The sequence below is a fragment of the Bradyrhizobium ontarionense genome, from assembly GCF_021088345.1.
GTDB lineage: Bacteria > Pseudomonadota > Alphaproteobacteria > Rhizobiales > Xanthobacteraceae > Bradyrhizobium > Bradyrhizobium ontarionense.
The window spans coordinates 4,579,862-4,599,474 of sequence record NZ_CP088156.1; the positions used below are offsets into that span (position 1 = coordinate 4,579,862).

Annotated in this window: 19 protein-coding genes; 7 read left to right on the plus strand and 12 right to left on the minus strand. The window is 65.6% G+C overall.

Translation table 11 applies throughout. The features are described 5' to 3' along the window. Positions 1-384: 384 nt before the first annotated feature. The 3 genes from LQG66_RS20295 (at position 385) to LQG66_RS20305 (ending at position 3,704) form a co-directional block, all read left to right on the plus strand. Positions 385-1,122: a transglutaminase-like cysteine peptidase gene (locus tag LQG66_RS20295; protein ID WP_231317456.1), complete on the plus strand. Its 738-nt coding sequence runs from the start codon at positions 385-387 to the stop codon at positions 1,120-1,122. Positions 1,123-1,431: 309 nt separating this feature from the next. Then, a complete protein-coding gene (locus LQG66_RS20300; RefSeq protein WP_231317457.1) occupies positions 1,432-2,181 on the plus strand; it encodes an ABC transporter ATP-binding protein in 750 nt (249 codons plus the stop codon). Then, entirely contained in the window at positions 2,178-3,704 is a 1,527-nt protein-coding gene (locus LQG66_RS20305) for a permease (RefSeq protein WP_231317458.1), read from the plus strand. Before LQG66_RS20300 ends, LQG66_RS20305 begins: the two co-directional genes overlap by 4 nt. 6 nt (positions 3,705-3,710) lie before the next feature. On the opposite strand, the gene LQG66_RS20310 is transcribed toward LQG66_RS20305, so the two are convergent. Continuing rightward, positions 3,711-4,637, minus strand: coding sequence for an alpha/beta fold hydrolase (locus tag LQG66_RS20310; RefSeq protein WP_231317459.1), 927 nt, complete (start codon positions 4,635-4,637; stop codon positions 3,711-3,713). Between the two features lie 113 nt (positions 4,638-4,750). Here LQG66_RS20310 and LQG66_RS20315 point away from each other — a divergent pair, with 113 nt between their 5' ends. Further along, complete coding sequence (locus LQG66_RS20315) at positions 4,751-5,572, plus strand: MBL fold metallo-hydrolase (protein ID WP_231317460.1); 822 nt, start codon at positions 4,751-4,753, stop codon at positions 5,570-5,572. A 2-nt stretch (positions 5,573-5,574) separates the two neighbouring features. Here the strand turns inward: LQG66_RS20315 and LQG66_RS20320 are convergent, their stop codons facing one another. Beyond that, positions 5,575-6,027, minus strand: a complete 453-nt coding sequence (locus LQG66_RS20320; RefSeq protein ID WP_231317461.1) for a cupin domain-containing protein — start codon at positions 6,025-6,027, stop codon at positions 5,575-5,577. 331 nt (positions 6,028-6,358) lie between these two features. Between LQG66_RS20320 and LQG66_RS20325 the strand changes: the two genes are divergently transcribed. Continuing rightward, positions 6,359-6,808, plus strand: a complete 450-nt coding sequence (locus LQG66_RS20325) for a DUF4399 domain-containing protein (protein WP_231317462.1) — start codon at positions 6,359-6,361, stop codon at positions 6,806-6,808. 93 nt (positions 6,809-6,901) lie between these two features. Here the strand turns inward: LQG66_RS20325 and LQG66_RS20330 are convergent, their stop codons facing one another. Together LQG66_RS20330 and LQG66_RS20335 are read right to left on the minus strand one after the other, a co-directional pair. Then, complete coding sequence (locus tag LQG66_RS20330) at positions 6,902-8,158, minus strand: aminopeptidase (RefSeq protein ID WP_231317463.1); 1,257 nt, start codon at positions 8,156-8,158, stop codon at positions 6,902-6,904. A 1,018-nt stretch (positions 8,159-9,176) separates the two neighbouring features. Further along, a complete protein-coding gene (locus LQG66_RS20335; protein ID WP_231317464.1) occupies positions 9,177-9,572 on the minus strand; it encodes a GFA family protein in 396 nt (131 codons plus the stop codon). A gap of 310 nt (positions 9,573-9,882) precedes the next feature. Between LQG66_RS20335 and LQG66_RS20340 the strand changes: the two genes are divergently transcribed. After that, positions 9,883-10,446 (plus strand): hypothetical protein, encoded by a 564-nt coding sequence (locus tag LQG66_RS20340; RefSeq protein WP_231317465.1) that lies wholly within the window; start codon positions 9,883-9,885, stop codon positions 10,444-10,446. Between the two features lie 314 nt (positions 10,447-10,760). On the opposite strand, the gene LQG66_RS20345 is transcribed toward LQG66_RS20340, so the two are convergent. From LQG66_RS20345 to LQG66_RS20380, 8 genes are all read right to left on the minus strand, one after another. Then, a complete protein-coding gene (locus LQG66_RS20345; RefSeq protein WP_231317466.1) occupies positions 10,761-11,360 on the minus strand; it encodes a VOC family protein in 600 nt (199 codons plus the stop codon). 246 nt (positions 11,361-11,606) lie between these two features. Next, positions 11,607-12,323: an SDR family oxidoreductase gene (locus LQG66_RS20350; RefSeq protein WP_231317467.1), complete on the minus strand. Its 717-nt coding sequence runs from the start codon at positions 12,321-12,323 to the stop codon at positions 11,607-11,609. Beyond that, positions 12,320-13,180 carry an ATP-binding cassette domain-containing protein gene (locus LQG66_RS20355; RefSeq protein WP_231317468.1) on the minus strand — a complete coding sequence of 287 codons (861 nt, stop codon included), beginning with the start codon at positions 13,178-13,180 and terminating at the stop codon, positions 12,320-12,322. The genes LQG66_RS20350 and LQG66_RS20355 overlap by 4 nt, the downstream gene beginning before the upstream one ends. Continuing rightward, positions 13,180-14,052 (minus strand): ABC transporter ATP-binding protein, encoded by an 873-nt coding sequence (locus tag LQG66_RS20360; RefSeq protein ID WP_231317469.1) that lies wholly within the window; start codon positions 14,050-14,052, stop codon positions 13,180-13,182. Before LQG66_RS20360 ends, LQG66_RS20355 begins: the two co-directional genes overlap by 1 nt. Further along, positions 14,049-14,939 (minus strand): ABC transporter permease, encoded by an 891-nt coding sequence (locus LQG66_RS20365; protein WP_231317470.1) that lies wholly within the window; start codon positions 14,937-14,939, stop codon positions 14,049-14,051. Before LQG66_RS20365 ends, LQG66_RS20360 begins: the two co-directional genes overlap by 4 nt. Next, complete coding sequence (locus LQG66_RS20370) at positions 14,932-15,939, minus strand: ABC transporter permease (protein WP_231317471.1); 1,008 nt, start codon at positions 15,937-15,939, stop codon at positions 14,932-14,934. The genes LQG66_RS20365 and LQG66_RS20370 overlap by 8 nt, the downstream gene beginning before the upstream one ends. 15 nt (positions 15,940-15,954) lie before the next feature. Further along, on the minus strand, positions 15,955-17,496 hold the full coding sequence (locus LQG66_RS20375; protein ID WP_231317472.1) for an ABC transporter substrate-binding protein: 1,542 nt from the start codon (positions 17,494-17,496) through the stop codon (positions 15,955-15,957). A 64-nt stretch (positions 17,497-17,560) separates the two neighbouring features. Continuing rightward, positions 17,561-18,793, minus strand: coding sequence for a dienelactone hydrolase family protein (locus LQG66_RS20380; RefSeq protein WP_231317473.1), 1,233 nt, complete (start codon positions 18,791-18,793; stop codon positions 17,561-17,563). Positions 18,794-18,953: 160 nt separating this feature from the next. Between LQG66_RS20380 and LQG66_RS20385 the strand changes: the two genes are divergently transcribed. Next, on the plus strand, positions 18,954-19,613 hold the full coding sequence (locus LQG66_RS20385) for a helix-turn-helix domain-containing protein (RefSeq protein WP_231317474.1): 660 nt from the start codon (positions 18,954-18,956) through the stop codon (positions 19,611-19,613).

Sequence of the window (19,613 nt, forward strand, 5' to 3'; positions counted from 1 at the left end):
TAAATAAAAGTAATTCGTGAAGAACGATTACATTGCGCGACCGCGACGTGCGCACCCCCATACTCTTCTGGGCGAATTTCAAGTGGAGGACGGTGATCGGGCCGACAAAAATCTACAAATTGCATCAATTTAGCCGGAGCTCTTGAGAGCCGGCGACTACAACCTGGCCGTGAAGTACTCCAACGTTCGCGACCCGAACTTGGCCTTTTCATAGGATTTGTCGCATCGGAGCAACAGAACGTTCAGCCTGAATCCTGCGATTTGATCGTCAGACCATCCGCTTTAAGCAGCCACAAAGTCCGGCTCGCGGATGCTCGCCCCAACAAACATCCGTCTCCGCGGTGCGCGCCTTCACACCGCTGAGATCCGGACACGGGGCGTCAAATGAACACTCTCGCGTTGTTCCGCGCGTCGCTTGCGGCAGCGGCGGCCAGTGCCATCATATGGATCGGCGGCCCGGCAAATGCCGGTCCGATCGGGCAGCCGTTGGGGCTCGCGGCCGTCATCGGGGGTGCGACGGAGCCATTCGGGCTGTCGCGCGTCGAGCTCGAGGCAGGCGCTCTGCGAACCAAATGGCTCACGCTGTCTCTCAAGCTCGATGACGAGCGCGTCCAGCTTGCACTCTGCGATGGGGATCGTGCGCGTTGCGCGTCACCCGCGGCACTGCGCCTGCTTGCCATCGTCGACCAGGGCCGCCTCCGCGAGGGTCGTGCCCGGCTCGGTGAGATCAACCGCGCGATCAATCTTGCGATCCGGCCTGCCAGCGACCTGGTTCAATATGGCCAGTTGGACGTCTGGAGTTCGCCCCTCGTCACATTCGATCGTCTGGCGGGCGACTGCGAGGATTATGCCATCGCCAAGTTCGTCGCGCTCCGGCTGGCCGGATTCGCACCAGACGATCTGCGGATCGTGATTCTTCGCGATACCGTTCGTGGTGAGGATCACGCGGTCGCGGCGGCCCGCCTCGACGGACGCTGGCTGATGCTCGACAATCAGCGCATGGCCATGATCGCGGACAGCGATGCGCGGCAGGTGGACCCCCGGTTCGTGATCGACGAGACGGGTATCGCGAAGTATCAGGCCTCTCCGCTGATGGCGGAGGTAAGCAGCCTGTCCCGCTAGTGCAGCGGCTTCGGCATTCGAATCTCGCCCCTCGCTGCGGGATCGCGACTCTTGCGCAAGCGAATGATCATCACTCGCGATCCCTGGGGGAAGCCCGCGGAACGCCAGCATCATTGCCCTGCTCCCGACTCGACGCCGTTGTCCAGTGGTGCGGGCCGGCCCGGCGATGGGAACGCCGTCAGGATCATCTGGCGGAACCGGTCGACGCGGGACGGCGCTCCAGAATCGCAATCGGGCGGTCCGTTCACCGCGCCGCAACGAGTTGCGTCCAAGTTGCAGGCGTGAACCGAACGAGGCGACATCGCCGTCATGACCCCAGACAGCCCTGCCCTCGCGGTGCGAGGATTAACGAAATGTTTCGAACGCCCGGCCGTCGACGGGCTCGACCTGGTGGTGCGCGCGGGTGAGTTCTACGCGCTGGTCGGCCCGAATGGCGCCGGCAAGACGACGACGTTGCGAATGGTGGCCGGCCTGTTGCGACCGGATGCCGGTCAGATCGCGATCTTCGGCATCGATGCACTGCGCGATCCGATTGCCGCGAAGCAGGTCATGGCCTGGGTTTCCGACGAGCCGATGATCTACGACAAGCTCACCCCGCTCGAATATCTCGAATTCGTGGCGGGGCTTTGGAGCATCGATCCCGCGAGCTCCGGCGAAACCGCCCGGGAGCTTCTGGTCTCGCTCGGGCTGGAGCGCCATCTGCACGAACGGTGCGAAGGCTTTTCCAAGGGCATGCGCCAGAAGGTGGCGCTTGCGGGCGCGCTGGTCCATGACCCGCAACTGATCATCCTGGACGAGCCGCTCACCGGCCTGGATGCGGTATCGGCGCGGCACGTCAAGGGCCTGCTGGCCGAGCGGGTACGCCGCGGCGGCACGGTGATCATGACCACCCACATTCTCGAAGTTGCGGAGCGCATGGCCGACCGCATCGGCGTGATCGCTGCCGGACGCGTCCTGGCCGAAGGAACGCTCGCCGAGCTGCGCCAGCAGAACGGACGGACCGACACCAGCCTGGAGGAGCTGTTCATCGCCCTGGTCGACGTCGAGTCGGCGGCATGATGCGGGCGACGACGCTCGCATGGTTCGCCCGTCACGAGTTGCGGCTGGCGTGGCGGGAATGGCTCGGCATGATCACGGCCGGACGGCGCCGCCGGACCCGCGCCGCCATCATCGGCCTGCTCCTCTTCGGCGCGCTCATGCATCTGCCGGCCTGGGTCGTGGTCGGTCGCTACGCCGATCTGCGGCCGCCGCTCGACAAGACCGCGCTGATCGTCGTCACCGCGACCATCATGCTGTCCTGGGCATTGATGCTGTCGCAGGCGATCGAGTCGGTCACCCGCGTGTTCTACGCGCGCGCCGATCTCGACCTCATCATGTCCTCGCCGGTGCGCCTGGCCGAGATCTTCTCGGTCCGGATCGCTGCGATTGCGCTCTCGGTCACCACCATGGCGCTGCTGCTGGCGACGCCGTTCATCGACGTTCTGCTAATCGAGGGTGGAGTGCGATGGCTTGCTGCCTTCGTCGTGGTCGCTGCCGTCGGCCTATCCGCGGCCGCGCTCGCCATCGCGATCACGATCTTCCTGTTCCGCCTCATCGGCCCGGCGCGCACACGTCTGGTCGCACAGATCCTGGCCGCCGTGATCGGCGCCGGCTTCGTCATCGTGCTGCAGATCGCGGCGATCGTGTCCTACGGAACGCTGTCGCGCTTTGCCGTCCTCACCTCGGACACCGCGGCCGCCATCGCTCCCGATCCCGATAGTGTCCTCTGGCTGCCGGCCCGCGCCGCCCTGGGCGACGGTCAGGCTCTTTTGATCGTGCTTGCCGCGGGCCTGCTGTTGCTCGGCGTCGTCATGGCGGTCTTCTCGCCGCGCTTCGCCGACACCGCGATCAGCGCCGCGGCCCAGGGCGTCTCCAGCCGCGCCGGCACGCAGATCCGGGCGTTTCGCGGTGGATCGCGGCAGCAGGCACTGCGGCGCAAGGAATTCACGCTGCTGCGGCGCGATCCCTGGCTGATCTCGCAGACGCTCATGCAGCTGCTCTATCTGGTGCCGCCTGCCCTGCTGCTGTGGCGCAGCTATTCCGACAGCTCGCAGGCCGTCATCCTGATCACGCCGGTCATCGTGATGGCCGCAGGCCAGCTCGCCGGAGGTCTCGCCTGGCTTACGATCTCGGGCGAAGATGCGCCTGAGCTCGTCGCCACCGCGCCGCTGACCGCCACCCGCATCGTGCGCGCCAAGATCGAGGTGGTGCTGATGACGATCGCGGTGATCTTCGCGCCGCTGGTGCTCGCGCTGGCCTGGATCGCGCCGTCGCAGGCGCTGGTCACGGCTGCCGCAGTGCTGGTGGCCACGGTCGCCTCGACCGCCATCCAGCTGTGGTTCCGTGTCCAGGCGCGGCGCAGCCAGTTCCGCCGCCGTCAGACCTCGTCGCGGCTCGCGACCTTTGCCGAGGCGTTCTCCTCGATCGGCTGGGCCGCGACGGCTGCGCTCGCACTGGCGCTGCCGGAGGCGGCGATGATCTGCGGCCTGATGACCGCGGCGCTTTTGTTTGCCGCCTGGAAGCTCAGCCCGCCGCGGGCCTGACGGTCGTCAACGCAGCAGATCCATGACCGCGGCGACGAACGCGTCGGGTTCCTCCTGCGGCAGGTTGTGGGCCGCGCGTGCGATCACGCGGTGAGCGATCCGGCTGCTGAATTTCGCAGCATGCGCTTTGCCGTCCGTCGCCGGGATCACGCCATCGCTGTCGCCATCGAGCGTGATCGTCGGCACCGTGATGATGGGCTGGTCCGCCAACCGCCGTTCGAGCTCCTGATAGCGCGGATCGCCGCCAACCAAGCCATAGCGATGACGATAGCTGTGGATCACGACGTCGACGTGATCGGGATTGTCGAACGCCGCCGCCGAGCGCGCGAAGGTGGCATCGTCGAAGCGCCAGTTCGGCGACCATTGTTCCCATAGCAGGCGCGCGATCTCGGCGCGGTTGGCGGCAAGCCCGGCCCGGCCGCGCTCGGTCTGGAAGTACCATTGATACCATAACGCGAACTCGCGCGGCACCGATGCCGGCTTCAACGCCCGAGCGATGTCCTGGATCAGGTAGCCGTTCACCGAGACGAGGCCCCGGCAGCGCTCGGGCCACAGCGCCGCGCCGACACAGGCCGCGCGGCCACCCCAATCATAGCCGGCGAACACGGCGCGCGGGATCGCGAGTGCATCCATGAGCTCGATCAGGTCTGCCCCGACTGCGGCCTGCTGTCCCGAGCGCGGCGTCGATGAATCGCGGAAGCGTGTCGGCCCATAGCCGCGCAGATACGGCACGATGACGCGGCATCCCGATGCGGCCAGTTGCGGCGCGACGTCGACATAGGAATGGATGTCGTAGGGATAGCCGTGCAACAGGATGACGACGGGACCATCCGCCGGTCCGCTCTCCACGTAGGCGATGCTGAGCGCCCCGGCATCGATCGACCGTACGGGTTGCATGACCTGCGCCTGCGATGATGCGTTCTGACCGGTCATGCCACGCTCCCGCGATCACCATACCCTGCCCGGTCCACCGGGGCCTTGCGATCAGGATAGTTCTGATCCGGATTCGACGCTACACTCTCACGGACCATTGAAGGGGAACTGACATGCTGCGCTCGCTGGTCTCGCTGCTTGCCGTCGTGGTCGCGTTCGCATCGCCCGCTCTGGCGCAGCAGCCGGGGCCGCGCGCCAGCGAGTGCCTGGCGATGGCCGGCGGCCCGCCGCGCGCCGTTCCGATCAGCCTGCGCCAGGCTGCCGCTGATGGCAACGAGGTGACCATCACCTACGCCGGCCACTCGACCTACTTCATCGACACGCCCGGGGGCATCCGCATCGCGACCGACTACAGCGGCGCCTATCAGGTCGGGCGGCTGCCGGACGTGATCACCATGAACCGGGCGCATTCGACGCATTACACGCTGGCGCCCGATCCGCACATCCCGCATGTCCTGCACGGCTGGGGCGACGACGGCAAGCCGGCCCAGGTGTTCGAGCGCGTCGGCGACGTGCTGATCCGCAACATCACCACCGACATCCGCCGCTATTTCGGCGACTCCATCGGCATCGACATGATCAAGGACGGCAACTCGATCTTCATTTTCGAGGTCGCCGGCCTGTGCATCGGCCATCTCGGCCATCTTCACGTCAAGCTGGACGAGACGCATTTCGCCGCGATCGGCCGGCTCGACATCGTGATGGTGCCGATCGACGGCACCTATACGATGTCGCTCGACGGCATCTCGGAGATCACCAAGCGGCTGCGCGCCTCCGTCGTGCTGCCCATGCACCGCTTCGCCACGCCGCTCGATGAATTCATGCGCAGGATCGGCCAGCAGTTCGAAATCGACCGGCGCACTGAGCGAACGCTGAAGATGTCGCGCGAATTGCTGCCGTCGGTTCCGACCGTGATCATCCTCGACGGCGTCTAGGCTCAGGCGCCGGCGAGGCTGGTGCCGCGGCGGCCCTCGGGCGTCAGGAACATGCGCTTGAGCTTGTTGATGACGCGGACCAGGAGGCCGAGCACGTAAGGCTGCGTCTTCAAACAATAAGCGAGCTTCCTGACGTGGCCTTCGACGTGCCATTTGGCATGGGCGCCGTCGCGGAAGAAGATCACGTCGCCGGGCCCGTAGCGCTTCGCCGGCATGCCTTCGCTCTCCAGCACGATCGCGCCTTCCAGGATCAGGATGGTCTCGTCGAAATCATAGTACCAGTTGAACTTGCCCTCGGTGCAATGCCAGACGATGGTCGAGCCCAGCCCGTCGCTGCTGCGCGACACCGTGCAGGAGGTCGCCGTCGGATTGCCCTCGATGATCCAGGACGGCTCGATTGGAGCCGGCGCCAGCTCGACGGCGAGATTGGCGGTTTCGATCAACGGAAGGGACATCGCGGGACCTCAAAATACACCAGATTGAAATGACCGGCCGATGACCGGCATGAGAGCATCAGCATATCCGGTTGCACTGAACGGCCACTTTCCGGAATCGTTCAAATTCGCGCCATCCGCCGCGACCAGCGGTCGCATCACAAACACGCAAGCGCTATAAACATCACGCGAACGCCGCAATTTGTTCGCGGGCTCGCCCAACCTGCTGATCTACTGTTTATCCGTAGTGCGAGATGTGACGCGGACGTGACCATCATGGTCGTGACACACATTACGCATGATGCCCCCACCTTTACAGATTTGCCGGATTCACGAAGAAGGATTTGCCGAAATGCGCCGACTGAGCCTCGCAACCGCCCTGATGCTGTCGATGGCGACACTTGCCCTCGCCGGTGAAACGCCCGCCCCCGACAATGCCAAGGCCTACTTCATCAACCTCAAGGATGGCGACACCGTCTCCTCGCCCGTCCTGATCCGCTTCGGCCTGTCCGGCATGGGCATCGCGCCGTCCGGCACCGAGGCCCCCAACACCGGACATCATCACCTGCTGATCGACGCCCCCGCGCTCGAGGGGGATGCGCTCAACGAGGCGATCCCGGTCGATTCCGGCCACGTGCATTTCGGCAAGGGCCAGACCGAAGCCTCCGTGAATCTGACGCCGGGCAAGCACACCTTGCAGCTCGTGCTCGGCGACTGGAGCCACATCCCGCACAGCAAGCCCGTGATGTCGGAGCGGATCACGGTGGACGTGCAGGCCACGACGGGCAGCGCGAAGCAGTAACGTCTTGGACTGACCTGACAGCGTCGCTGCCGCCGGCATGACCGGCGGCAGTTTCACGACTGGCGCCGGTCGCGTGCCGGCGCCTGCCATGCCTCAGGCCCACTCGCCCTTGCGGAACACCGGCACATGGCGGCCATCGGCATGGACGCCGTCGATGTCGGTTTCGGCCGTGCCGATCATCCAGTCGATGTGGATCAGGCTCCGATTGCCGCCCTGCGCCGCGATCTGCTCCGGCGACAGCGAGGTGCCGTTGACGAAGCATTTGGAGTAGCACTGGCCGAGCGCGATGTGCGAGGCCGCGTTCTCGTCGAACAGCGTGTTGTAGAACAACAGCCCGCTCTTGGAGATCGGCGAGGAGTGCGGCACCAGCGCGACCTCGCCGAGCCGGCGAGCGCCCTCGTCGGTATCGAGCACCTTGTTCAGCACCTCCTCGCCGCGCGAGGCTTTGGCCTCGACGATACGCCCCTCCTCGAACCTGACCTGGATGTCGTCGATCAGCGTGCCCTGATAGGACAGCGGCTTGGAGCTGACCACGTGGCCCGAGACGCGCCGGCAATGCGGCGTCGTGAACACCTCCTCGGTCGGGATGTTGGCATTGCAGACGATGCCGTTCTTCGCGGTCGAGGCACCGCCTTCCCATTCGTGGCCGTCGGCCAGACCGATCGTCAGATCCATGCCGGGGCCGGTGTAGCGTAAAGCGCTGAAGCGCTGGCCGTTGAGCCACTCGGTGCGCTCGCGCAAGACCGCGTTGTGACGCTCCCAGGCGGATACCGCATCCTCGCGATCGACTCGCGACGCCGCGAAGATGGCGTCGGCAAGCTTGGCCACCGCGACCTCGTCCGGCACGTCGGGAAACACCAGCTTGGCCCAGGACAGGCTCGGATAGGCGATGATGTTCCAGTTAGTTTCGAAATTGGTGATCTTCTCCAGCGCCGGCTGATAGGCCTTGGAGTTGGCCTTGCTGGCGCGCGAAACCTTCGCCGGATCCTGCCCGGACAGCAGCATCGGATTGTCGCCGACGATGGCGAGCCGCGCGGTGTTCTCCGAGAACGCCTTGGCCATCCCCTGATAGAGCCAGTCGGCGGCGCGGTCGAAGCTCGCATCGTGGCCGAAGCGATAGCGCGCCAAGGTCAGCTCATCGTCGGAGAAGAACGAGGTGACGATGCCCGCGCCGGCCTTGTAGGCGTGCTCCGCGACCTTGCGCACCAGCGGCAGCGCCACGGATGGCGCGGTCAGCAGCAGATCCTGACCGGGCTGCAGTTGCAGGCCGACCTTCACCGCGACCTCGGCGAGGCGGTCGAGCTTCACGGGATCGATGGCGGCATCGAAGTTGCGCGGATGTGCAGTCATCAGGTGTATCCAGTTCCGTTTCTTTGCGGTGATCAAGAGATAGGCCAATCGAGGAGGGGGTCAATGGTGAAGGGGGCTCGATGCGCTGGGCCGTCATCGTCCGCCGCATTCTCCGCTGTCGTCCCGAGCTTGACCCGGGACCCATAGCCACGGGGAGATATGATGCGGTCGGTCGATCCACTTGCGCATCTCACACCCACTGGTGGGTATGGGTCCTGGGTCAAGCCCGGGACGACACCGAGTCTGTGGTCCGGCCATTTCATCTCTCGATCACCGATGTCGACGGCGCGTCCAGAGGCAACGGCGGCATCCGCCGAATGATTGCCGAAACAGTCCTCGTCCAAACAGCCCAACGCGGTCCCGCGACGCTGATCACGCCCGGGTCATGCATCGATCTCACCCTCACCAAAGAGAGGGTGCAGGGAAGGCCGGACCTCGACTGAGGCCCGTGGCCCGCCTGCGAAAAAAATGCAGGCGGCAGGTACCACAGGTTCAGCCGGAAATCCGGCCCTCCCTGCGCGATGGCTTTACGGCTGCTTCGCGTTCTCCCCGGTGCGCCGGGCTTTTTGGTCACCGTCACCCGCGCGGCGCGTCAGCGCCGGCGCAGGCTTGATACTGGCATCGGAGTATCAGGACCACGCGACTTGACCGTGCAAACCGGTCTGTTCGTCCGCGCGAATGACTCACGCTGCAAACCGGCTCGCCCATCACTCCCCGCCTCCACGTGTCGTGACGACCGCGATACGCCCCTCCGCATGAGGCGGGATGCGCACAGACAACCACATTTTCCGAAAAAACGAAAGTGAAATTTTCAGATGGGCCGACTGGACATGGCCATCGCGTTGAAGCCACGATCAAAGATCGCCGTTCCGCGCAGCCCATTCGCGGCTGATCGAATCCCGCCAGGCGGTCTGCTACCAGCGCACGTCAAGACTGATTTGCCCGACGAGCAGTCCCTTGCGCCGCGACACCATGACAAATCACACCAGGTGATCCGCCACATCTGGCGGATCATAGTTCATTCCTCCACGAGCAGCCCTTCGCCAGGAACGTACCAATCGGCGCGTGACGCCCAATGGACATGGCGGTCGGGCGCGGCGCCCAGCAGCTGATCGAAGCCGCCGGCGGGAATGATCGCCTCGCGCCCGCTGCGCGTGAGATGCGGCATCGGGCTGCCGCATCTGCAGCAGAACGCTGTGGCGAAGCTGCGCGCCTGCGGCAGGTCGAAGCGCGTCACGGACGCCTTACCCTGCAGCCAGCGCAGCGCCGCAGCCTCGACGATCACCTCACAGGAGTGCGCCGTGCCGCTAGCCTTGCGGCAGCGCGAGCAGTGGCAGTTGAGGAACTTGTCGAACGGCCCGTCGACCTCGAACGCCACTTCGCCGCACAGACAGCTGCCGCGGAACGTCGCCATGACCTCCTCCTGATATGATTCACGAACTACACCTCGGTGATGGTGTTTTAGCACCTATCAGGTTGGGCCACAGCAGACATCTGTCATCCGACTGCCAATCGCACGCCGCCTTTTTCACTTATCCGCGATGAGTTCGCCTTGCGTCATTCTCATCATCAACAGTCAATTACCTCCATTCATTTGGAACCGCCTCCGCGGGCAGCGGCGTCCCGCAATTGCATGGCTCACGAGTGATTCGGTCACCTTGAGGACATGTTTGAACGTTGATTAGCGCGCGGCAGGGGGATCTCACAGTACAGGAGTCCTCCGAATGTACCGCGTTGTTGTAATCCTCGTCGCATTGCTCGCTCTCTCCGTTCAAGCCGAGGCGCGTCCCCGTCACCACCATCATCACTATTCTCACCGCCACCACTCCGCCACGTCCGCAATGATGTCCATGCAAGGCGAAGGGAGAGTCGTCGGCGGTCGCCCGTCGGGATGCCCACACGCATTCTGCGGCTGCGAGGCGTCTCTCTATCGGTTCGGCCGCGTCGTTCCTGAACTGAACCTCGCCGCCAATTGGCGCCGCTTTCCGCGCACGGCTCCCGCGCCGGGAATGGCAGCCGTCCGCTCCGGCCATGTCATGATCCTGCAGCAGCAGGTCGCAGGCGACGTCTGGTATGTCCATGACGGCAACTCCGGCGGTCATGTCACCCGCGAGCATCCGCGCTCGATTGCCGGCTACACGATCGTGAACCCTGGCGCCGGCTCGACCTCGTTCGGAGCAATGTCCGGTCCCACGCGACAGGCCCGCGCGCCGGCGTTGCAGCGGTTCGCTCGCAACACGCCGTCGTCGGACTGGATGGCCAGCGCGGCGCCGATGTTCGTCAACTAGGTCAGGCATGAGACGGCTCAGTCGAAACGAACGGCCTGCCTACGTCTCGGTTCATCTCTCCTTGTCGGGTTGATTCGAGCACATGACCTGCGGCTTGCACGTTGCTCACCTCTTCCCGCTTGCGGGGAGAGGTCGGATTGCATCGAAAGATGCAATCCGGGTGAGGGGGTACAGGTCTAACAACATGCATCAGTGGGTGTGGCTGCCCCGCACCCCCACCCCTCTCAGCGCGAGCGGAGCTCGTCGCGGCCCCGTAAGAACGGGGAGAGGGAGTCGACACACCCGGGACGTTCGCGGTGTAGCGGCTACACCCCTTATTTTTGCGGTTCTGTCGTCGACCACAACAGCGTCGTCGCGCTCTTCTCGTAGGCCATGCCCTTGGGGTAGCTGATCAGCTCCATCTGCAGATCCCATGGCGTCAGGAAATACAGGATCGACTGCCCGCCCGCCGGTCCCTCGTTGATCGCGATCGGACCCTGCATCGTGCGCACGCCCTTCGACTTCAGATAGGCCGCGGCCTTGTCGATGTCGTCGACATAGAGTGCGATGTGGTGGCCGCCGAAATCGCTGTTCTTCGGCTGCGTCCTGGCCTGGTCCGGGGCCTCGTACTGGAACAGCTCGATGTTCGAGCCATAGCCGCAGCGGACCATGCTGATCTCGTCGATCACCGCGCGCGGATGCACGTTGACGACGTCCTGCATGAACGTGCCCTTGTCGTCCGAGAACGGACCGAACGACATCGCCTGCTTGCAGCCGATCACATCGGTGAAGAAGGCGATCGCCGCCTTCACATCCGGGACCGTGATGCCGGTGTGGTCATGGCCGCGCAGGCCGGGGATCGAGTCAGCCGAGGCGATGGTGGAGGAGAGAGCGAGGGCGGCGACGGTTGAGCTGACGAGCTTGGCAAACTTCATTGGAGGACTCCGACTAACAAATGAAAGAGTGAGCCATTGGGGCCTCATGGTTCGAGACGCGCCGCAGGGCGGCGCTCCTCACCATGAGGGTTCAGCTCCGAATTCGGCGCTGCACATCGACCATGAGCAGCGTGCTCATGGAGAGAGTCTTGGATTTTTGTCGCACACTCAGTCCTCGTCCTGAGGAGCCCGCCGAAAGGCGGGCGTCTCGAAGGACGGCCGCAGGCGAGCTGCCGGCCGCGCGCGTCACCCCGACGCCAATTGCTTCTCGACCGCCTTGTGGTCCTGCGCCAAGCCGGCGGCGAGGCCCTTCGCCAGGTCGCCGACATAGATGTCCTCCTCTCCGGCGTCATAGCCGTCGAGAATTTCCTTCGCGGCATCGGCCGGCGTCATCTTCGGAATCGGCAACCCGGCGGTCATGCGGGTGTCGACCGCGCCGGGCAGCGCGCCGACGACGCGCACGCCCTTCGGCGCGAGCTCGCCGCGCAGGCCCTGCGTCAGGCTGAGCGCGGCGGCCTTCGAGGCGCAATACGAGCCCATGATCGGTAGATTGACACGCGCCAGGATGGTCAGGATGGTGAGCACCGCGCCCTGGTTCTTGATCAGAACAGGCGCAAAGGCGCGCGTCAGCCGCAGCGGCGCCAGATAGTTGATCTCGATCTCCTCCCTGGCAATGGCGAGATCCGGCGCGGCCAGCAGCGAGGTGTTGTGATTGACGCCGGCATTGTTGATCAGCAACGTCACGTCGGACGCGAGCGCCGCGGCGGCCGCGGCGTCGGCGTCGCTGGTGACGTCGAGCTTCAGCGGCACGATCTTGTCTGACGCCGCAAGCGCCGGGACATCGCGCGCCGCCGCATAGATCTTGGCGGCGCCGCGCACACGCATCTCGGCGATGAGCGCCTGGGCGATGGCGCCGGTGGCGCCCGTAATGACGACGACGGAGTCCTTGATGGTCGCACTCATGCGGCTGATCCTTGCTGATGAGGATGCTGACGGAGCGGAGTGTCGTCGAGCCAGCCCGGCTCGACATCGGGAAGCGGAATGGCGGCCAGCAATTGGCGAGTATAGATGTGTTGCGGCTGGGAGAAGATGCGGCCAACCGGACCGTGCTCGACCACCTCGCCGCCCTTGAGAATGGCGACCTCGTCGCAGAGCACGCGGATGACCGACAGATCGTGGCTGATGAAGACGACGGTGAGGCCGAGCTTGGCGCGCAGCTCCTTCAGCAGCATCAGGATGTGCGCCTGGGTCGAGACATCGAGACCCGAGACGATCTCGTCGGCAACGATGAAATCCGGCTGCAGCGCCAAGGCCCGCGCGATGCCGGCGCGCTGGCGCTGGCCGCCGGACAGCTCATGCGGATAGCGGTCGACGAACGCCGTCGGCAGGCCGACGAGATCGAGCAGCCCGGCGGCGCGATCGCGGCGGTCGCGCCGGCCCTTGAGGCGGCCGTAGACTTCGATCTGCCGCGTGAGCGTGACCGCCAGCGGCAATCGCGGATTGAGCGAGGACTGCGGATCCTGGAAGATCATCTGGATACGCGCGCGCAGGGGACGCAGCGCGACTTCCGAAAGATGACTGATCTCGACGCCATCGAACTGGATGCCGCCCGAGGTCGGCTCCAGCAGCCGCACCAGCAGGCGGCCGAGCGTGGTCTTGCCCGAGCCGGACTCGCCGACGAGACCGAGCACGGCGCCGCGCGGCACGGCGAGATCGACCGATTTGATCACGTCGCGCATGACCGGCTTGCCGAACAGCGACGTGCTGCGCGCCGGATAGGCGAAGCCGAGCTGGCCGGTGCGCAGCAGGATCTCGCTCATCAAGGCCTCCCGGCGGTGAGCTGATCGAGCCGGTGGGCCTCGGCCCACAGGCTCTCGATCAGCGCCGGCGGCACCGGCTTCAGGTGATCTGCCGGACGATCGGCGCGCGGCGTCGCCGCCAGCAGCGCGCGGGTATAGGCATGATGCGGCTTGACCAGCACGTCAGACGTAAGGCCGTCCTCAAGCACGCGGCCGGCATGCAGTACGGTCATGCTGCGGCAGATCTTGGCGACGACGCCGAGATCGTGGGTGACGAACAGGATCGCGGCGCCGTGTCGCTGGCGCAGGCGCTCGACCAGCTGCAGCACCTGGCGCTGCACGGTGACGTCGAGCGCGGTGGTGGGCTCGTCGGCGATGACCAATGCGGGATCGCAGGCAAAGGCCATCGCGATCAGCACGCGCTGGCGCATGCCGCCCGAGAGCTCGTGGGGATAGAGCTGCAGCACGCGCGCGGGATCGCGGATCGCGACCTCGGCGAGCAGCTCGGCCGCGCGATCGCCCGCGGCGCGCTTCGACAGCTTCAGATGCAGCTGCAGCACGGCAATGATCTGCGCGCCGATGCGCCTGACCGGATTGAGCGAGGTCATCGGGTCCTGCGGGATCAGCGCGATGCGGCGGCCGAGCAGATCGCGCCGCTCCCTATCGGGCATCGCCAGCAGATCGCGGCCCTCGAAGCTCACCCGGCCGGCTGTTATCGCGGCCTTGGCCGGCAGCAGGCCGAAGATGGTGCGGCCGACCATCGATTTGCCGGCGCCGGATTCACCGACCAGGCCGCGGACCTCGCCGGCCTCGACGCGCAGGCTGACGCCGCGCAGCACGTTGGCGCTGCCGATGGCGACATGGAGATTGTCGATCTCGAGCACGGCACTCATCGGCGCTGCACCGGATCGAGCGCGGCGCGCAGGCCGTCGCCGAGCATGTTGAAGCCGATGACGCTGACGATGACGGCGAGAATCGGCAGCGCCATGATCCAGGGCGCCTGATAGACGATCTGCCGCCCCTCGGTGATCATGCCGCCCCAGCTCGCGGTGTCGCCGGTGACGGAGATGCCGACGAAGGACAGGATCACCTCGACCAGGATGGCGATGCCCATCTCGACGGCGAACAACGTGACGATCAGCGGCACGAGGTTGGGCAGGATCTCCAGCCGCAGCGCCTGAACCCGCGTCAGGCCAAGCACGCGCGCCGCAGCGGCATAGTCGCGCGCCAGCTGGGCTTGCGTTTCCGCGCGGACGATGCGGGCGAAGCGGGTCCAGTCGACCACCACGATCGCAGCGATCACCGAGGTGAGGCCGGCGCCGATCACGGCGGCGAGCACGATCGACAGCAGCACCGGCGGAAATGCCATCCACACATCGATGAGACGCGACACCAGCTGATCGATCCAGCCGCCGAACGCGCCGGCGATCAGGCCGAGCACAATGCCGATGATAGCCGCGAGCAATGATGCAATCAGCGCGACCATCACGGCGGTGCGCGCGGAGTACATCAGCCGCGACAGCACGCAGCGGCCGAGGCTGTCGGTGCCCAACGGGAACGCCGCCTCGCCGCCTTGCATGAAGGCTGGCGGCAGCTGCGCCGACATCAGGTCCTGCTCGGCCGGGTCATGCGGCGCGATGAGTGGTGCGAACAGCGCAATCAGCAGCAACAGCGCCACGATGCCGCCGCCGATCCACAGCCGCCCTCCGCCGCGCGCGAGCGCGCTGCGCCATCGTGAGGCGGGCACCGTGATGGGACCGGCGAGGACGAGATCAGACATGACGCAGCCTCGGATCGAGCCGCGCGACCAGCAGGTCGACCGCGAGATTGAGAGCGATGAACAGCACGGCAAAGGTCAGGATCAGCCCCTGGATCAGCGGGAAGTCACGGTTGATCACGGCATCGATCGCCATGTTGCCGATGCCCTCATAGGAGAAGATGCGCTCGACCAGCACGGTGCCGCCGAGCAGCAAGGTGACCTGCACGCCCGACAGCGCCACCGTCGGGATCAGTGCGTTGGGAAACACCTCGCGCTGCAGGATCGTCGTGCGCGAGAAGCCGCGGGTGCGCGCGATCTGCGCATAGTCCTGGTCCTCGGCCTCGGCGAGCTGCGCCTTCAACAAGCGCGCGACCAGCGCGGCGAATGGCAGCGCCAGCGCCAGCGACGGCAGCAGCATGTGGCGCAACAAATCGGCGGCGACGTCGAGGCGGAACGTGAGGAGGCTCTCGATCAGATAGAAATGGGTGCGGAAGGCCACGGCCAGCTGCGGATCGAGCCGGCCGGAGATCGGCAACAGCGGCAGCAGCACGCCGAAACCGAGCAGCAGAATGAGCGCCCACAGAAAGTCGGGAATCGCGAGGAAGAACCCGTTCGCCGTATCCAGCAGCCATTCGGCGCGGGTGCCGCGCAGCAGGCTGCCGACCAGCGCGACCGCCAGGCCCATCAGCAGCGCGAGGCTGACCGCAAGCGCCGCGAGCTCGAGCGTCGCCGGCAGCCGCGCCACGACCAGTTCGAACACCTGCTGGCGCAGGCTGATCGAGCGGCCGAAATCTCCTGTCGCGACCTGGCCGAGCCAGCTCAGGAACTGCGTCAGCAGCGGCTGGTCGAGGCCATAGAGGCCGCGCAGGCGTGCGACGTCGGCCGGCGAGGCGCCGGGCGAGATCATCATGGCGATGGGATCGCCCGGCACCACGCGCAGCAGCACGAATACGATGGCGCCGACGCCGAGCAGGGTCGGCGGGATCAAGGCGAGGCGCTTGAGAATGGCGCTCCAGCGCATCGCCGTTTGCTCCTCTCAGCCCTGGGTGACGAGCTGCGGCAGGATCATGCCGTTGGCCTGCGCCACCACTTTGAGCCCCTTCTTGTGGATGATCGCCTGGACGTATTGCAGCAGCGGGATCACTTCGCCTTCTTCCGCGATGTATTTGTCGACGGCCTTCCAGCCGGCGATGCGCTTGGCCTCGTCCTTCTCGCCCCACAGCGGCCCGATGCGCTCGATCAGGTCCTTGCCCTTCCAGGCCGAATGCGGCGACGGGCCGAACATCGCAAAGCCGGTCGACGTCGTGGGATCGCCGATCGCGTTGCCCCAATTGTAGAACGCGGCCGGCGCCAGCGCGTGGCGCGCACGCAGCTCGAAGTGCTGGGCGATCTCGTAGACCTCGATGTTGGCCTCGATGCCGACCTTACGCCACATGCCGGCGATGGCCTGGACCATCTCGTAGTCCTTGGGCTTGAAGCCGCGCGTGGTCTGGATCGTGAACTTCACGGGCTTCGTGGTCGAGTAGCCGCTCTTGGCGAGCAGGCTCTTGGCCAGCTCCGGATCGTAGGCCACCTTGATGGAGGGATCGAAGGCCGCGTAGCCCGGCGCTTCCAAGGTGTCGATCGGCACGCCATAGCCGCGCAGCAACTTCTCGACGATCGCCTTCTTGTCGATGGCGTGATTGGCGGCGACGCGCACGTTGCGATCCAGCATCGGATCGATGTCGGTGAGGAAGATCATGCCGATGTCGGAGATCGGCTGGGTCACCCCGGCGAGGTTCGGCTTGCCCTTGAGGCGGTCGAACTCCTCATAGGGGATCTCGAAGGTGATGTCGGAGCCGCCCGACTCGATCTCGGCGACGCGGCTGGTCGGATCGGTGACGAACTTGAACACGACGGTCTCGAACGCCGGCTTCGGCCCCCAATAGCCAGGATGCGCCTTCAGCCGCAGGAACGCGTTGCGCTCGAACGCGTCGACCTTGTACGGCCCCGAGCCGATCGGCGCCTTCTCGAAACCTTCCGCACCGACCTTCTCGTAGTAGGCCTTCGGCAGCACGTAGCCGGTCAGGAACGCCATCCATTTGAACAGCACCGGCTCGAACTCGACGACATCGGCTGTGATGGTCTGGCCGTCGATCTTGAAGTTGTTGATCTTCGACCACACGAACTGGATCGGATTGCCGCCCTTCGGGTCCGCCGCGCGCGTCAGCGACCACACCACGTCCTCCGGCGTCACCTTGGAGCCGTCGTGCCAGGTGGCGTCGGAGCGCAGCTCCATCGTGACCTTGCTGCGGTCCTCGTTCCAGCCCCACTTCGTCAGCAGGCCCGGCGTGAACGAGAGATCGGCGGCCTGGCCGATATAGGGATCGAAGATCGCCTGGTAGATGGACTGGATGGTCGGGTTGACCGCCGACACGCCGACGGTCGGATCGAACGACGGCAGGTTGACGTTGTAGGCGATGGTCAAGGTGCCGGCGGCGGCGCGGGCCGATTGAAGCGGAAGCCCCGCGGCGAGAGGCAGTGCAGCCGCGCCCGCGAGCTGCAACATCGTACGACGGGAGATCTGATGGTCACGCATGGTGATGCAACTCCGGATGAGCTGAAGAGATGGCGCCCCCTGCCGGCACCATCGGAATGAACGATCAGTTCGGTGCGCTCTCGGCCCAGCGCTTCATCAGCGTGTTCGAGGGCAGGGATTCGTCGACCAGCTTCTTGGCGGTCTCGATGCCCGCGACAGGCAACTTGGCCGGATCGAGCAGGCCGATCTGCACCAGCACCGAGGCCTGGTCCCAGTAGATGTGCTCGTTGTAGAGCTTGTCGCCGCGGAAGCGCACGATCGCCACCAGCGGGATCTCGACATATTTGCCGGTCGGTGGGATGCCCGGCAGCATCCAGTCGATCTCGATGTCATGGGTGAAGCAGAACAGCATCTCGTCGACGACGCGGTCGGCGCCGATGGTGCGCGAGATCGGCACCAGCTTGGTATCGACGGGCGTCTTCGGGATGAAGTGATTGGCGTAGAAGCGCAGCAGGTCCTTGTAACCGACGCCGCCGGTCATGGTCGGGATGTGGTTGACATAGGGCTCGGCGACCATCGTGCCCATCGTCGCCTGCGCCGAGCGGGTGGCGAATTCGAGCTCGGTGTGGCGGTCCCACAGCGACGACAGGTCGTAATGCGGGCCGAGCACCTTGCGGAACAGCGCGATCGAGCGCGAATGCGCCATCAGGGTCGCCGGCTTGTCGAAGCTCGCACGCTCCGGTGCGGCGAAGGCATGGTCGCAGCCGGGGTAGAGGTAGAACTCGGCATCGTCGCGGCCGGCAAAGCCGGCCTTGACCGCCTCGCGCGCCTCGGCCGGCGCGAACTTGTCGAGCTCGGCGAAGTGGAAGACGATCGGGCCCTTGATGTTCTTGGCCTCGCCGATGTCGGCCTCGATGCCGACGCCATAATAGGAGACGGCGCAGTCGACGTCGGTGCGCGCGGCCGTGAGGTAGGCGAGCTTGCCGCCGAGACAGAAGCCGAGCGCGCCGACCTTGCCTTTGCATTCGGGACGCGCGCGCAGCACCTTCAGCGCGTCAGCGGTGTCCTTGATCGCCAGATTGACGTCGAAGCGCTGGTAGTAGCTGAACGCCTTGCCGAAATCGGCCTCGCCATAGCCGAGCTCGATGCCGGGCTCGAAACGCCAGAACAGGTCCGGCGCCAGCACCACATAGCCCTCCTCGGCATAGTAGTCGGCGACGTCGCGCATCGAGGCGTTGACGCCGAAGATTTCCTGCAGGAGCACGATGCCGGGGCCGGAGCCCGACGCCGGCACGGCCAGATAGCCCTTGAACGTGCCGCCATCGGCGGCGGCGATCTCGATCCACTGTCCAGCCACTGTCGTGCTCCCCGGTTCGTCGGTGGCGGGGTCCACAATGACGCCGCACCTGATGTGTTTTCTTCATTGAATTTTTAATGTAAAAATGTCGGATGTAAACAGCAGAGATTGAGCATGCGCTGCACACGCATTGTGCGGAGCGGCATCGGGAGACGGGATATTGAAGAGGACTGATAGCGCCGCGGCGAAGCGCAAGACCGTGGCGGGCAGGACACCTATGAAGCCGAAATCCGCAGGCGGCAACGTCGGTTCGACGGCCGAGAAGGCGCGAGAGGGTGCCGAGACCGGCGCCGAGAACAGAGGCGATGGCAAAGGCTCCTGGCATCTCGCCCGCAGCGATGCCGAGCGGCGGCTGTCGGATTTCGAGTTCGCCCTGGAGCGGCTGGCGCAATCCTATTATCGCTGGAAGGCGTCCTGCCTCGCAGCGGTGTGCGAGGTGCCGCTGACCGGTGACGATGTCGCCGTCCTCAACGTCGTGCGCATGGGCGACGAACCGAAGCGGCTCACCGAGGTCGGGCAGCTGCTCAACCGCGTCGACGTGCCCAACCTGCAATATGCGACACGCAAGCTGGTGCGCGCCGGGCTGATCGAGACCGAGGGGCGCTCCTCGCGCAAGGAGACGCGCTACCGCGCCACGGCGCGGGGCCGCGCCGTCACCGAGGACTACGCGGCCTTGCGCGCCGCAACCCTGCCGCCGATGTTCGAATCGATGCCCGGCTGGATCGACAGCTGCGCCGCGACAACCGCGCAGCTCGACCAGATGTCGGGACTGTACAGCCAGGCGACGCGGGTGGCGATCACCAGGCGGCACCAGTCCTGA

Bases quoted from the DNA above. Each gene is read 5' to 3' on its own strand.
- LQG66_RS20345 (WP_231317466.1), bottom strand. From the start codon at position 11,360: ATGAAGTTTGCCAAGCTCGTCAGCTCAACCGTCGCCGCCCTCGCTCTC.
- LQG66_RS20360 (WP_231317469.1), bottom strand. From the start codon at position 14,052: ATGAGTGCCGTGCTCGAGATCGACAATCTCCATGTCGCCATCGGCAGC.
- LQG66_RS20325 (WP_231317462.1), top strand. From the start codon at position 6,359: ATGCGCCGACTGAGCCTCGCAACCGCCCTGATGCTGTCGATGGCGACA.
- LQG66_RS20315 (WP_231317460.1), top strand. From the start codon at position 4,751: ATGCTGCGCTCGCTGGTCTCGCTGCTTGCCGTCGTGGTCGCGTTCGCA.
- LQG66_RS20340 (WP_231317465.1), top strand. From the start codon at position 9,883: ATGTACCGCGTTGTTGTAATCCTCGTCGCATTGCTCGCTCTCTCCGTT.
- LQG66_RS20310 (WP_231317459.1), bottom strand. From the start codon at position 4,637: ATGACCGGTCAGAACGCATCATCGCAGGCGCAGGTCATGCAACCCGTA.
- LQG66_RS20295 (WP_231317456.1), top strand. From the start codon at position 385: ATGAACACTCTCGCGTTGTTCCGCGCGTCGCTTGCGGCAGCGGCGGCC.
- LQG66_RS20300 (WP_231317457.1), top strand. From the start codon at position 1,432: ATGACCCCAGACAGCCCTGCCCTCGCGGTGCGAGGATTAACGAAATGT.
- LQG66_RS20350 (WP_231317467.1), bottom strand. From the start codon at position 12,323: ATGAGTGCGACCATCAAGGACTCCGTCGTCGTCATTACGGGCGCCACC.
- LQG66_RS20355 (WP_231317468.1), bottom strand. From the start codon at position 13,180: ATGAGCGAGATCCTGCTGCGCACCGGCCAGCTCGGCTTCGCCTATCCG.
- LQG66_RS20305 (WP_231317458.1), top strand. From the start codon at position 2,178: ATGATGCGGGCGACGACGCTCGCATGGTTCGCCCGTCACGAGTTGCGG.
- LQG66_RS20375 (WP_231317472.1), bottom strand. From the start codon at position 17,496: ATGCGTGACCATCAGATCTCCCGTCGTACGATGTTGCAGCTCGCGGGC.
- LQG66_RS20335 (WP_231317464.1), bottom strand. From the start codon at position 9,572: ATGGCGACGTTCCGCGGCAGCTGTCTGTGCGGCGAAGTGGCGTTCGAG.
- LQG66_RS20365 (WP_231317470.1), bottom strand. From the start codon at position 14,939: ATGTCTGATCTCGTCCTCGCCGGTCCCATCACGGTGCCCGCCTCACGA.
- LQG66_RS20330 (WP_231317463.1), bottom strand. From the start codon at position 8,158: ATGACTGCACATCCGCGCAACTTCGATGCCGCCATCGATCCCGTGAAG.
- LQG66_RS20370 (WP_231317471.1), bottom strand. From the start codon at position 15,939: ATGCGCTGGAGCGCCATTCTCAAGCGCCTCGCCTTGATCCCGCCGACC.
- LQG66_RS20320 (WP_231317461.1), bottom strand. From the start codon at position 6,027: ATGTCCCTTCCGTTGATCGAAACCGCCAATCTCGCCGTCGAGCTGGCG.